The 13,169-nt window shown below is 65.5% G+C and carries 8 protein-coding genes; 2 read left to right on the top strand and 6 right to left on the bottom strand.

Annotated features, from left to right (window positions below; genetic code table 11):
- Positions 1-68 precede the first annotated feature (68 nt).
- Together ACW5IY_RS10385 and ACW5IY_RS10380 are read left to right on the top strand one after the other, a co-directional pair.
- A complete protein-coding gene (locus ACW5IY_RS10385; RefSeq protein ID WP_049435022.1) occupies positions 69-1,745 on the top strand; it encodes a long-chain fatty acid--CoA ligase in 1,677 nt (558 codons plus the stop codon).
- 199 nt (positions 1,746-1,944) lie between these two features.
- Entirely contained in the window at positions 1,945-2,814 is an 870-nt protein-coding gene (locus ACW5IY_RS10380; RefSeq protein WP_049435021.1) for a crotonase/enoyl-CoA hydratase family protein, read from the top strand.
- 12 nt (positions 2,815-2,826) lie between these two features.
- On the opposite strand, the gene ACW5IY_RS10375 is transcribed toward ACW5IY_RS10380, so the two are convergent.
- The 6 genes from ACW5IY_RS10375 to ACW5IY_RS10350 all read right to left on the bottom strand — a co-directional run bounded on the left by ACW5IY_RS10375 (position 2,827) and on the right by ACW5IY_RS10350 (position 13,081).
- Positions 2,827-5,550, bottom strand: a complete 2,724-nt coding sequence (locus tag ACW5IY_RS10375) for a response regulator (protein WP_100049944.1) — start codon at positions 5,548-5,550, stop codon at positions 2,827-2,829.
- Position 5,551: 1 nt separating this feature from the next.
- On the bottom strand, positions 5,552-6,691 hold the full coding sequence (locus tag ACW5IY_RS10370) for a response regulator (RefSeq protein ID WP_006364528.1): 1,140 nt from the start codon (positions 6,689-6,691) through the stop codon (positions 5,552-5,554).
- 205 nt (positions 6,692-6,896) lie between these two features.
- A complete protein-coding gene (gene lysS / locus ACW5IY_RS10365; RefSeq protein ID WP_049435020.1) occupies positions 6,897-8,408 on the bottom strand; it encodes a lysine--tRNA ligase in 1,512 nt (503 codons plus the stop codon).
- Between the two features lie 165 nt (positions 8,409-8,573).
- Positions 8,574-10,214, bottom strand: a complete 1,641-nt coding sequence (locus ACW5IY_RS10360) for an acetolactate synthase large subunit (RefSeq protein WP_049435019.1) — start codon at positions 10,212-10,214, stop codon at positions 8,574-8,576.
- 63 nt (positions 10,215-10,277) lie between these two features.
- Positions 10,278-11,663, bottom strand: a complete 1,386-nt coding sequence (locus tag ACW5IY_RS10355; protein WP_049435018.1) for an NAD-dependent succinate-semialdehyde dehydrogenase — start codon at positions 11,661-11,663, stop codon at positions 10,278-10,280.
- Between the two features lie 635 nt (positions 11,664-12,298).
- Positions 12,299-13,081 (bottom strand): helix-turn-helix transcriptional regulator, encoded by a 783-nt coding sequence (locus tag ACW5IY_RS10350; protein ID WP_024958346.1) that lies wholly within the window; start codon positions 13,079-13,081, stop codon positions 12,299-12,301.
- Positions 13,082-13,169 lie beyond the last annotated feature (88 nt).

Below are 13,169 nucleotides of genomic sequence, written 5' to 3'. Positions count from 1 at the left end.
CAATGAACGGCCATTGTCGATACGCTCAGGGCCGTAACCTAAAACATCACGATTCCTGGAGGGGGAATATGAGTCTGGATCGTCCCTGGCTGCAGAGCTATCCGAAAGGCGTTCCCGCCGAAATCGACGTCAATGAATTCCATTCGGTCGCCTCGGTCTTCGACGCTTCCGTCGCGAAATTCCGCGACCGTCCCGCCTACTCCAGCTTCGGCAAGGTCCTCACCTATGGTGAGACGGACGCGCTGGTCACCCAGTTCGCCGCCTACCTGCTGGGTGAGCTCAAGCTCAAGAAGGGTGACCGCGTCGCCCTGATGATGCCCAACTGCCTGCAGTACCCGGTGGCCACCTTCGGCGTGCTGCGCGCCGGACTGACCGTGGTCAACGTCAACCCGCTGTACACCGCGCGCGAACTCAAGCACCAGCTGGTCGACGCCGGCGTCAGTGCGCTGGTGGTGGTCGACAACTTCGGCGACACCGTCGAGCAGGTCATCGCCGACACGCCGGTCAGGCACGTGGTCACCACCGGCCTGGGCGACCTGCTCGGCGCCAAGGGCGCGATCGTCAACTTCGTGCTGAAGTACGTCAAGAAGATGGTGCCCAACTACCACATCAAGGGCGCCGTCCGCTTCAAGCAGGCGCTCAAGCTGGGCAGCCGCCACGCGCTTCCGCCGGTCGAGATCGACCACGACGACATCGCCTTCCTGCAGTACACCGGTGGTACCACCGGCGTGGCCAAGGGTGCGATGCTCACCAACCGCAACCTGATCGCCAACATGCAGCAGGCCTCGGCGTGGCTGTCGACCTCGGGCATCGAGCCGGGCAAGGAAGTGATCATCACTGCCCTGCCGCTGTACCACATCTTCGCGCTGACCGCGAACGGCCTGGTCTTCATGAAGTTCGGTGGCTGCAATCACCTGATCACCAACCCGCGCGACATGAAGGGCTTCGTCAAGGAGCTCAAGGGCACCCGCTTCACCGCCATCACCGGCGTCAACACGCTGTTCAACGGCCTGCTCAACACCCCGGGCTTCGACGAGATCGACTTCTCTTCGGTCAAGTTCACCCTGGGCGGCGGCATGGCGGTGCAACGTGCCGTGGCCGAACGCTGGAAGAAGGTCACTGGCGTGACCCTGGTCGAAGCCTACGGCCTGACCGAGACCTCGCCGGCAGCCTGCATCAACCCGCTCACCCTGCCCGAGTACAACGGCGCCATTGGCCTGCCGATCCCGTCCACCGATGCCTGCATCAAGGACGACAACGGCAACATCCTGGCGCTGGGCGAAGTGGGCGAGCTGTGCATCAAGGGCCCGCAGGTAATGAAGGGCTACTGGCAGCGGCCGGAAGAAACCGCCACCGCCATCGACGCCGACGGCTGGCTGCACACCGGCGACATGGCGAAGATGGACGAACAGGGCTTCTTCTACATCGTGGACCGCAAGAAGGACATGATCCTGGTGTCCGGCTTCAACGTGTACCCGAATGAGGTCGAAGACGTCATCGCGATGATGCCGGGCGTGCTGGAAGTCGCCGCCGTCGGTGTCCCGGACGAGAAGTCCGGCGAAGTGGTCAAGGTCGTGATCGTGAAGAAGGACCCGAACCTGACCGCGGAAATGGTCAAGGAACATGCGCGGGCAAACCTGACCGGTTACAAGCACCCCAGAATCGTAGAATTCCGAAAAGAGCTGCCGAAGACCAATGTCGGCAAGATTCTCCGTCGCGAGCTGCGTGATACGCCCGCCCAGTAAGGGTTTCCGGGGAACGGGACAATACAGGGACCCCGCCGGAGACGGCGGGGTCTTTCTGTTACCGGAACATGGCCGGTACAGCGCTTGCGGGCGGTTCACGACGGGTGCATAGAATCAGTCGCCGCCGCACGTTCAGCCCGCCCCCTCACTCCTCTCCGTCCGCTCTGCGGTTGGCCGGACGGTCACACGGAGAACTCCCATGTCCGCAGTACGCCCCATCATCACCCACCCCTCGCAGCACCCTACCCTGCGTATCACCGAGGAGCCCGAGCGGGATGTCTACTGGATCCACATGCACGCCAACCTGGTCAACCAGCCGGGCCGGCCGTGCTTCGCCTCGCGCCTGGTCGATGACATCGTCGACTACCAGCGCGACCTGGGCGACCGCCTCAGCGCCTCGCACGCCCTGTCACCCCATGTCGTTCTTGCCTCGGACAGCGACGTGTTCAACCTGGGGGGCGACCTCGAACTGTTCTGCCGCCTGATCCGCGAAGGCGACCGCGCCCGCCTGCTCGACTATGCCCAGCGCTGCGTGCGCGGCGTGCATGCCTTCCATGCCGGCCTGGGCACCCGTGCCCACAGCATCGCCCTGGTCCAGGGCAATGCACTGGGTGGCGGCTTCGAGGCCGCACTCAGCTGCCATACCATCGTCGCCGAGGAAGGCGTGCTGATGGGCCTGCCCGAGGTGCTGTTCGACCTGTTCCCGGGCATGGGCGCCTACTCCTTCCTGTGCCAGCGGATCAGCCCGCGCCTGGCCGAGAAGATCATGCTGGAAGGCAACCTCTACACCGCCAGCCAGCTGAAGGAGATGGGCCTGGTCGACATCGTGGTGCCGGTGGGCGAAGGTGTTGCTGCAGTCGAACAGGTGATCAAGGAAAGCCGACGCATTCCCCACGCATGGGCAGCGATGCGTGAGGTCAACGAAATCGCCACCATGGTGCCGCTGCATGAAATGATGCGGATCACCGAGATCTGGGTGGACACCGCCATGCAGCTCGGCGAGAAGTCCCTGCGCACCATGGATCGGCTGGTACGGGCGCAGGCCCGGCGCAATGGCGACCCGGCCTGAGCGTCTGGCGGGTCAGGACGGGCTGCGCTCGCTGTCGTCGCGGTGCGGTGTCCCCGCGCTACGGGCAGCCAACGCATTCCTGCCGTTGCGCAGGGCGGTCGCCAGGCTGCCGAGGCGGGCGCTCCATTCACCCTTCAGCTGCCAGTCCGCCATGCGCATGATTTCGCCACTGGAGGCGGCAACCTGGACAAGCCCCAGGTTGCTCGCCACACCGCGCAGCGCGTGTGCGTGTTCGCGGAAATCCTCCCAGGCCTGGTGCTCGCCGCAGCCCTGCAGCTGGCCCATGCTCGCGTCGACGTCCGCCAGGCATTGGTCGATGAACTTGCGTTCGAAGCCATCGCCCATGCCCAGTGACGCCAGCTCGTCCAGTACTGCGGTATCGAGCACGCCATCGCCGACCGGCAATGCCGGCACCGACTGGATGCCCGACTCGGCGCGGGTGTTGGCGGCGACATCGGCCAGCACTTCAAGCAGGCGGGTGGCCACCACGGGCTTGGCAAGGAAGGCGCGGGCACCGGCCTGCTCGCAACGCAGGATGGACTCGGGGGTGACGTCCGCGCTCAGCACCATGACTGGAACGTAAGGCATGCCACTGGCCTGCATCACCCGCAACTGCTTGAGCAGGTCCAGTCCGCTCATGCCGGGCATGTGCAGGTCGACGATCGCTGCGTCGTAGCTGGCCTGCTCCAACGCATCCAGCACTTCGGCGCCGCCATTGACGCAGGTGACCTTGTGGCCGGCCTTCTCCAGCAACCGCTGCAGCACCATGCGGTTGGCTTCGTGGTCGTCGGCCACCAGAACCCGCAGGCTGCGCACCCGTGCACGATGGCGCAGGAAGGGATTGGAAAACGCGATGACATTCCCAGCTTCAGCCACCTCGGACGGAACCGCCGGGGTTGATGAGGTGTCTGCGACGTCCAGCGTGATCTCGACCCAGAACACGCTGCCGCGCGGGCTGTTCGGCGCATAGCCGACCTGCCCGCCCATCGACTCGACCAGGCCCTTGGCAATGGCCGTGCCCAGACCGGTGCCTTCATGGCGACGGGCCAGGCCGACATCGCCCTGCTCGAAGGCATTGAACAGGCGCCCGCGCAACGCCACCGGCACGCCGATGCCGGTATCGACGATCTCGAATCGCAGGCGCATCCGCTCGCTGCCCAGCGCATCGGGGCTGGACACGCGCAGATGCACGTAGCCGCTGTCGGTGAACTTGACCGCGTTGCCCATCAGGTTCAGCAGAATCTGCTGCAGATGCCCGGCATCACCCAGCAGGCGCGGCGGCACGTTGTCGTCCACCTGCACGCGATAGTCCAGCGATTTGGAGCGGGTCTGCGGGGTCAGGATCAGGTTGATCGCCTGCAGCACATCGGCCAGCGCGAACTCGTGCCACTCCACGCGCACCTTGCCGGCTTCGATCGCGGAGATGTCCAGCACCTCTTCCACCAGCGCCAGCAGGCTGCGGGTCGAGGCCTGGATGGTGTTCAGGCACTCGCGCTGTTCATCGTCCAGGCGGGTGGTGGCCAGCACTTCGGTCATGCCGGCCAGCCCGTTCAACGGCGTGCGGAATTCATGGCTCATGTTGGCCAGGAAGCGGCTCTTGGCTTCATTGGCCTGGCGCGCCTCGGCCACCGCCCGGGTCAAGGCATGCAGCAGCGAATCGAAGTACAGCGGAATCGCGCCCAGGCCCAGCAGCAGGCCCCAGCCCAGATAGTCGTGGCCGCGCCAGTATGGCGACAGCATCACCGTGCACAGGAAGGCCAGGCAGCCCATGGCAGTAGCCACGCGCAGGTAGGTGCTGCCGTAGCGCATGCCGTTGCCGATCGTGACCCACAGCATCACCGCATACAGCGGTGCCGCCGGCTCGCCCTGGATCGTCATGATCCAGGCCATGCAGGTGTAGTCGGTCAGCATGCCGATCACCCGGCGCACATGCGACACGCCCGGATTGACCAGGATCGCGGTCAGCAGGCCGGCGGAAATGGTCAGCTCGAAGGCGAGGATCAGCCACGTCGTCGTCAGCGCTTCACCGCCACCGCTCAGCGAACGCCAGCCGAGATAGCTGATGAACAGCGCCGTGATGATGATGCGGATCAGGTTCTGCGCGTGCTCGCTGTCCTCGCGCCCGGACAGGCGCTGCTTGAAGCGGGCCAGCAGCGAGCGCTTGTCGGAGCCAGCGGCGGGCGTCGTATCCATGGTCGGATGTCGCATCCTTCGGCGCAGCAGGGAGGAGCAGCACAACGGTACTGCCAGCAACCCCAACCACAGGGAAATGGCCAGGCCCAGGTTGGCCTGCCAGTAAGGGGTCAACAGCACGGTGGTGCCGAAACTGACCATCGCCAGCACGATGGCAGCGGCCAGGTAGCGCGGCCCGAAGCGCAGGCCGTTGCCCACCGTGACCCACATCACCACCGCATACACCCACGCCAGCGGCTCGCCCATCTGGATCATGCCGACCGCGATCAGGCCGTAATCGGCCAGCATCCCGGCCACGCGCCGTGGGTCCGAGCGCTCAGGCTTCCACAGCAGCCAGCCGCACAGCAGCAGCGACAGGCCCAGCCCGGTCAGCACCGTTGCCAGCACGCCCTGGTACTGGTCCAGCCGTTGCAGGCGGGCACCGGACAACAGTACATAGACCAGGATCAGCGAGATCAGCACCACCCGCACGATCGCCTGGCCATGTTCGGAATCCGGACGCTGCGCCAGCCGACGCCTCACGCGTGCGAACAGATCCTGCATGTCACCCACCCGGTCGCGTCGATGCCGTCGAGTGCTGGGCGCAGATATCCATCAACTGCTGGTGACCGCGCATCAGCGCATCCACGCAGCGCGGGTCGAACAGTCGGCCACGCTGGGCGTACAGATAAGCCAGTGTGGCTTCCATGGTCCATGCTTCCTTGTACGGACGGGGTGAGATGAGTGCGTCGAAGACATCGGCCACGGCGACGATGCGTGCTTCCAGCGGAATCGCCTCACCGACCAGCCCATCCGGGTAGCCGCTGCCGTCGTAACGTTCGTGGTGGCGCAGCGCGATCAATGCGCCGACCTGGATGAAGCGGTTCTGGCTGCCGCTGAGCAGTTCATGGCCGATGCGCGGGTGACGGCGCATGATCGCCAGCTCCTCGTCGTTGAGCTTGCCCTGCTTGAGCAGCACGGCATCGGGAATGGCGATCTTGCCCATGTCATGCAGCGGCGCCGCCATCTCGATCAGGCGCACGTCGTCTTCGGGCAGGCCCAGCTGCTCGGCGATCAGCCCTGCCACGCGCGCCATGCGCTCGAGGTAGGCACTGGTGCCGGCATCACGGAACTCGATCGCCCGCGCCAATCGCGACAGGGTCTCGCGTTCGCGTTCCTCGACCTCGTGCATGCTTGCCAGCAAGCGCTGCTCCAGCGACAACGCGCGTTGCTTCACGTTCTCGGTCTGCTGGCGCAGCTGCAGCAGGTTGTAGCAGCGCGCGCGCAGTTCGCGCGGGCGGATCGGCTTGACCAGGAAGTCGATGACCCCCGCTTCCAGCGCCGCCTGACGAATCGGCTCGTCGCCGACCACGGTGATCAGGATCACCGGAATGTCGCGATGCTTGGGCAGGCGGCGGAAACGGCGGGCGAACTCCAGCCCGTCCATCTCCGGCATGCGGTAATCGAGCAGCAGCAGGTCGACCGGATGCGCCTCGCACCAGGCCAATGCGGTCAGCGGATCACCGAAGTCATACACGCTCAGTTCGGGCGCGATGTCCTCGATGACGTGACGCAGCATCGTCCGGGCGGACGTCTGGTCGTCAACAATGACGATGTTCAACGCGTACTCTGCCTGGTTTCTCGACCATGCTGGATCATCAGCAGGCGAGGATACCCTGCCGCTGCGAACGCTCGCACCCTGCATCGGCCTGACTCCCGTGTCATGCGTCCCGGTTCATGATCGTCATCACATTGTGAAGCGGACTCTCCACAATGCGCACTCCCCCTGGCGCCGATCAAGCCATAACAGACGTCAAGGTAGTGCATTAACGATACGCCGAGTGCGGGAGGCGTCAATCGCGCCGTCTCATTTCGCGACGGCGCGCACAAACAGGAGTCAAAAAGACGACTTACTGCTCCGGACGCATGTACGGGAACAGCAGCACGTCGCGGATCGAGCTGCTGCCGGTCAGCAGCATTACCAGGCGATCGACGCCGATGCCGAGGCCGCCGGTCGGGGCCATGCCGTACTCCAGCGCACGGATGTAGTCGGCGTCGTAGTGCATGGCCTCGTCGTCGCCACCCTCCTTCGCCGCTACCTGGGCCTGGAAGCGCTGGGCCTGGTCTTCCGGGTCGTTCAACTCGGAGAAGCCGTTGGCCAGCTCCTTGCCGTTGACGAACAGCTCGAAGCGGTCGGTGTAGCCCGGATCGTTATCGTTGGCGCGGGCCAGCGGCGAGACTTCCACCGGGTGGTCGGTGATGAAGGTCGGCTGGATCAGGGTGTGCTCGACAGTGGCCTCGAAGATCTCCAGCAGCAGCTTGCCCCAGCCGTAGGACGGCTTGACTCGGATCTTCAAGCGCTCGCAATGGCGCAGCAGCGCGTCGCGGTCGGTGCAGTCGGCCGCAGAGATTTCCGGGTTGTGGTGACGCACCGCCTCGTCCATGCGCCAGCGGCGGAACGCCGGGCCCAGGTCGATCTTCGCACCGTCCCACTCCACCTCGGTGCCGCCGTTGACCGCCTGGGCCACGTCACGGATCACGCCTTCGGTCAGGTCCATGATCTCGTTGTACGTGGCATAGGCCTCGTACAGCTCCATCATGGTGAATTCCGGATTGTGGCGGGTGCTGACGCCTTCGTTGCGGAAGTTGCGGTTGATCTCGTACACGCGCTCCAGGCCACCCACGGTCAGGCGCTTGAGGTACAGCTCCGGCGCCACGCGCAGGTACAGGTCCAGGTCCAGCGCGTTGTGGTGGGTGGTGAACGGCTTGGCCGCCGCGCCGCCGGGGATGTAATGCATCATCGGCGTCTCGACTTCCAGGAAGTCGCGGTTGTCCAGCCACGCGCGCATGGCGCGGATGATCTTCGAGCGCTTGATGAACACCGCGCGCGATTCCGGGGTCACGATCAGGTCGACGTAGCGCTGGCGATAGCGCTGCTCGACGTCGGCCAGGCCATGCCACTTGTCCGGCAGCGGGCGCAGCGACTTGGTCAGCAGGCGGATCGATTCGGTCTTGACCGAGAGCTCGCCGGTCTTGGTCCGGGTCAGGCCGCCTTCGACGGCGATGATGTCGCCCACGTCCCAGCCCTTGAAGGCGGTATAGGCATCGCCCAGCACCGTGCCCTGCAGGAACAGCTGGATGCGACCGGACTCGTCCTGGATCTGCGCGAAACTGGCCTTGCCCATGATGCGCTTGGCCATCAGGCGGCCCGCCATCTTCACCTGGCGGCCGTTGCCTTCCAGGGCCTCGGCGGTCCACTGTTCGGCATCGGCGAACTCTTCCTGCAGGCGGCCGGCGAAGTCCTCGCGACGGAAGTCGTTCGGGTACGCGATGCCCTGCCCACGCAGCGTTTTGAGTTTCTCGCGGCGCTCGGCGATCAACTTGTTTTCGTCAACGGGGGGGGTATCGGTAGCTTCGCTCATGGATCTGCGGGAATCGTGTAGTGAGGGGGGATGTTGCACCCGGCACAGCCGGTTGCCCAGCATACCAAAACCGCCCCGCCCCGGCCCCGGCAGCGCCCGGTAGCGCCGGGCCATGCCCGGCGGTCGGTCGGCGCACGAATCCGCCGGGCGTGGCCCGGCGCTACCTCAGCCGTTCCCCGGGAAGGCCTGCCGCAGCTCGTCCACCAGCACCCGCTGGTTTTCCGAGTAATCCACCGGCACCGATACCAGGTGCACCCCGCCCTCGTTGAACGCCGCCTCCAGGGTCGGAATGAACTGCTCGATGGCGGTCACCTCATGACCCTTGCAGCCATAGGCCTGCGCGTACTTCACGAAATCGGGGTTGCTGAAGGTCATGCCGTAGTCGGTGAAGCCATCCACCGCCTGCTTCCAGCGGATCATGCCGTAGGCCCCATCGTTGAGGATCAGCACCACCAGGTTCAGGCCCAGCCGTCGGGCGGTCTCCAGCTCCTGGCTGTTCATCATGAAGCCGCCATCGCCACATACCGCCAGCACCCGGCGCTGCGGATACAGGATCGAAGCCATGATCGCCGACGGCAGACCCGCACCCATGGTCGCCAGCGCGTTGTCCAGCAGCAGCGTGTTGGCCACCTGGGTGCGGTAGTTACGCGCAAACCAGATCTTGTACATGCCGTTGTCCAGCGCCACGATGCCGTCCGGCGGCATCACCTGGCGCACGTCATGCACCAGCCGCTGAGGCGTGAAGCCGTCCTCCTCGGCACGGGCGGCCAGGTGCTCCAGGATGGTCGCGCGCAACGGCAGCAGCGCATCGGCGTTCGGCACCGCGCCTTCGATGCGGTCGGCCAGCTGGGTCAGCGAGCGGCCGATATCGCCGATCACTTCCACCTGCGGGAAGTACACCTGCTCCACCGCCGCCTGCGAGTAGCCGATATGGATCACGGTCGGCCCACCCGGGCGCATAACGAACGGCGGCTTCTCGGTGACCTCGTGGCCGATGGTCACGATCACGTCGGCCTGGTCGATGGCCATGTGCACGTAGTCGCGCTCGGTCAGCGCCGCGGTGCCCATGTACAGGCCCGAACCACCGGCCACCGCGCCCTTGCCCATCTGCGTGGTGAAGAACGGAATGCCGGCACGCAGTACGAACGCCGACAGCGCTTCGCTGGACTGCGGCCGCGACGCCGCCGAAGCGATCATCAGCAACGGCCGCTTGGCATTGCGAATGAACTCCGCTGCGCGGTCCAGTGCCTCCGGACTGGCGATGGGACGATCCACTGCATGCGGCGGAATCAGCGCCACGTCCCCGACCTCATCAGCCGCGATGTCTTCCGGCAGTTCCAGCAGTACAGGGCCCGGACGCTCTTCCAGCGCCGTGCGGAATGCCTCGCGCACGATGGTCGGGATGGTGCGCGCCGAGACGATCTGCCGCGCCTGCTTGGTCAGTGGCTTCATCGTGCTGACGATGTCGACGATCTGGAAGCGCGCCTGCTTGCTGGCGACGATGCCCTTCTGGCCGGTGATCATGATGACCGGCCACGCACCGAGCAGCGCATAGGCCGCACCGGTGGTGAAGTTGAGCGCACCCGGGCCAAGCGTGGCCAGGCACACGCCGGGCTTGCCGGTCAGGCGGCCATAGGTGGCCGCCATGAACACCGCCGCCTGCTCGTGACGGGTGATGACCAGCTCGATGCTGGAATGGCGCAGCGACTCGACCACGTCGAGATTCTCTTCGCCGGGGATGCCGAAAATGCGCTCGACGCCTTCGTTCTCAAGCGCGGCGACAAGCAGATCTGAACCCTTGGACATTGGAATGCCGTCCTTTTCGCTGGACTGATGATGGATCGTTGCAGGAAGGATGGAAGCTGCGCGTCAACGCTTGTCGAACCAGACCGTCTGCGCGTTGACGAACTCGCGGATGCCGAAGTGCGAGAGTTCGCGGCCGAAGCCGCTCTTCTTCACGCCCCCGATCGGCACGCGCGGGTCGGAAGCAGAGAATCCGTTGACGAACACGCCGCCGGTCTGCAGCCGGCGCGCCAGCTGCATCGCACGGGCGCGGTCGCCGCTCCACAGGTTGCCGCTGAGGCCGAACTCGCTCTGGTTGGCCAGCTCCACCGCATGGTCGGCATCACGAGCGCGGCTGATCGAGGCCACCGGCCCGAAAGTCTCGGTATCGAAGGCCTGCATGCCCGGCTCCACGTCGGCCAGCACGGTGGGTGCGTAGAACGCACCCGGGCGATCCAGCTGATGGCCACCGACCAGCAGCTTTGCGCCCGCGTCCACCGAGGCGCGCACCTGCGCATCCAGCTGTTCCAACAGGTCCTGGCGTGCCATCGGACCAATGCGATTACCCGCTTCACGGCCATCACCGATGGTCAGCGCCTGCACCTTCTGGCAGAACTGCGCCACGAAACGGTCGTATACCGCGTCTTCAACGATGATGCGCTTGCCGGCGATGCAGACCTGCCCGGTGTTCTGGAAGCGTGAGGCCACCGCCGCATCGACGGCAGCGTCCAGATCGGCGTCGGCCAGCACGATGAACGGATCCGAGCCGCCCAGCTCCAGCACCACTTTCTTCAGCGCCTGCCCGGCCTGGGCGGCGATGCTGCGGCCGGCCGCCACGCTGCCAGTCAGAGTCACCGCCGCGATGCGGTCATCGGCAATTGCACGGCTGGTGCCGTCGCGGCTGATGTTGGCGGCGATGAAGGTGCCTTCCGGCAGCCCAGCATCACGCCACGCCGCGTCGAGCAGCTGCGCGGTACCGACGATGTTCTCGGCCGGCTTCAGCAGGAAGCCGTTGCCGCCCATCAGGATCGGCACCGCTGCGCGCATCACCTGCCAGTACGGAAAGTTCCACGGCATGATACCCAGCACCACGCCCAGCGGCAGGTAGGACACGTAGGCCTTGTCGTCGGGCACCTGGGTCGGTTCGTCGCGCAGGAACTGCGCACCGTTGTCGGCGTACCAGTCGCACAGCACGGCGCATTTCTCGATCTCGGCCAGCGATTCGGCCTGGACCTTGCCCATTTCGGCGGTAGCCAGCGCAGCCAGCTTTTCACGGTCGCGGCGCAGTACCGCGGCCATCGCACGCAATACGTCTGCACGCTGTTCGAGGCTCCTCGTGCTCCAGGCGGCGAAGCCAACCTGGCCGCGATCGAGGATGGCTTCCAGTTCGGCGTCGGTAGCGAAGGGGTGGCTGGCGATCTGCTGGCCGGTGGCCGGATCGCGGGAAATGGCAGTGGTGGGGGCAGCGGACATGCAGGGCTCCTGTTGTCTCGACAACGGGCGGTGGCCCGTCTCCTGCACAGGAATGTGGACCCGATTGGCGGAAGCAACAAGGCGTCTGCTTATCCTGTGACCTGCACTTACCTGCCTGAATGGGGTTATCGGCAGGGCTGCGCCCTGCACCCGCAGAGACCAGGGCAACGTCAAGGTCAAAGGCCTGCATTCCGTGGGATGGCGGGGTGGGTCCGGTTGCGGGGGACGGCGTGAACACGTCCATGTAGCCTCGGTCGCGCCATCCATGGCGCTCACGCCCCCGCAACCGGACCCACCCCGCCTTCGACAGTTTTCCGCGATCTGTCGGAAATACTCTTGGGGTCAGATCCGTTTTCCTATGGAAAACGGATCTGACTCCGGAATTTCTTTCGATATCTGACAGATGTGTCGACCAAGGTAGGCACCTACCAACAGCCGCGCGAAATCTGTCAGAGGTGGGGCGGTGTGGGTTGGCAGGACCGTTGGCGCCATGGATGGCGCCATCGAGCCCCCATGGATGGGTTTACGGCGTGTCCTGCCAACCCACGCCGCCCCGCCATCCCACGGAATGCCCGCCTTTGCTGTTGCCGTTGCTTCGGCCTCTGCGGGTGCAGGGCGCAGCCCTGCCGACCAACCTACCTACGCGGCAGGTAGGTCACCAGTGACAGGTCGTGCCGGCTCTCCGGCACCAGCGCCACATACTGCAGGTCCAGCAACCCACGCGTGGGATGGTTCAGCTTCTTCGCCCCTTCATCGAACCGTCGCACGTCGTGCTCCGGCCACCACTGGCGGAACTCCTCGCTGTGCGCGGCGATGTCCTCGACCAGCGCCAGGAACGGGGCCTTGTCCGGCGCCTGCGCCATCGCCGCGCGGAAGCCTGCCAGCAGGCCGCGGGTCATTTCTTCCCAGTTGAGGATCAGCGTGCGGTAAGGCGGGTACAGGAACATCAGCCGCAGCGTATTGCGCTCATGCGGCGCCAGCTGGCTGTAGTCCACGAACAGCTCGGCGATGGCCGGGTTCCAGGCCAGGATGTCGAAGCGGGTATTGCGCACATACGCAGGGATCGGCTGCATCGCCTCCACCAGCTGGCGCAGGCCGTCGGTCACGCTTTCGTCCGGTGACTCCAGCGGCACGCCATAACCAGACAGCGCGAACGCATAGGCGCGTTCGTCGTCGCTCATGCGCAGTACCTGCGCCAGGCGCTCAAGCACTTCGGGCGATGCGCGCACTTCGCGGCCCTGCTCGATCCAGGTGTACCAGCTGACACTGACCCCGATCGCCAGCGCCACTTCCTCGCGTTTCAGGCCCGGGGTGCGCCGGCGCCCGGCCGGAAGGCCGAGCGTGGCGGGATCGACACGGGCACGGCAGGCCTTGAGAAAGCCGCCCAGTTCCTTGCGTTCACTTTCGCTGCGCATCATCGCTACCGCCGCACGTGTTGTAGCGTCGAGCCATGCTCGACGCATCTGCCAGCCCGCGAAAAGCAGCTGAGCATGGCTCAGCTCTACA

It is taken from the genome of Stenotrophomonas sp. C-A, from assembly GCF_054030835.1.
This window is presented reverse-complemented; position numbering and strand designations above follow the sequence as displayed.

Coding starts and splice junctions, on each gene's coding strand:
- ACW5IY_RS10360 (WP_049435019.1), bottom strand. CDS start 10,214: ATGTCCAAGGGTTCAGATCTGCTTGTCGCCGCGCTTGAGAACGAAGGC.
- lysS (WP_049435020.1), bottom strand. CDS start 8,408: ATGAGCGAAGCTACCGATACCCCCCCCGTTGACGAAAACAAGTTGATC.
- ACW5IY_RS10380 (WP_049435021.1), top strand. CDS start 1,945: ATGTCCGCAGTACGCCCCATCATCACCCACCCCTCGCAGCACCCTACC.
- ACW5IY_RS10370 (WP_006364528.1), bottom strand. CDS start 6,691: ATGCAGGGTGCGAGCGTTCGCAGCGGCAGGGTATCCTCGCCTGCTGAT.
- ACW5IY_RS10385 (WP_049435022.1), top strand. CDS start 69: ATGAGTCTGGATCGTCCCTGGCTGCAGAGCTATCCGAAAGGCGTTCCC.
- ACW5IY_RS10355 (WP_049435018.1), bottom strand. CDS start 11,663: ATGTCCGCTGCCCCCACCACTGCCATTTCCCGCGATCCGGCCACCGGC.
- ACW5IY_RS10350 (WP_024958346.1), bottom strand. CDS start 13,081: ATGATGCGCAGCGAAAGTGAACGCAAGGAACTGGGCGGCTTTCTCAAG.
- ACW5IY_RS10375 (WP_100049944.1), bottom strand. CDS start 5,550: ATGCAGGATCTGTTCGCACGCGTGAGGCGTCGGCTGGCGCAGCGTCCG.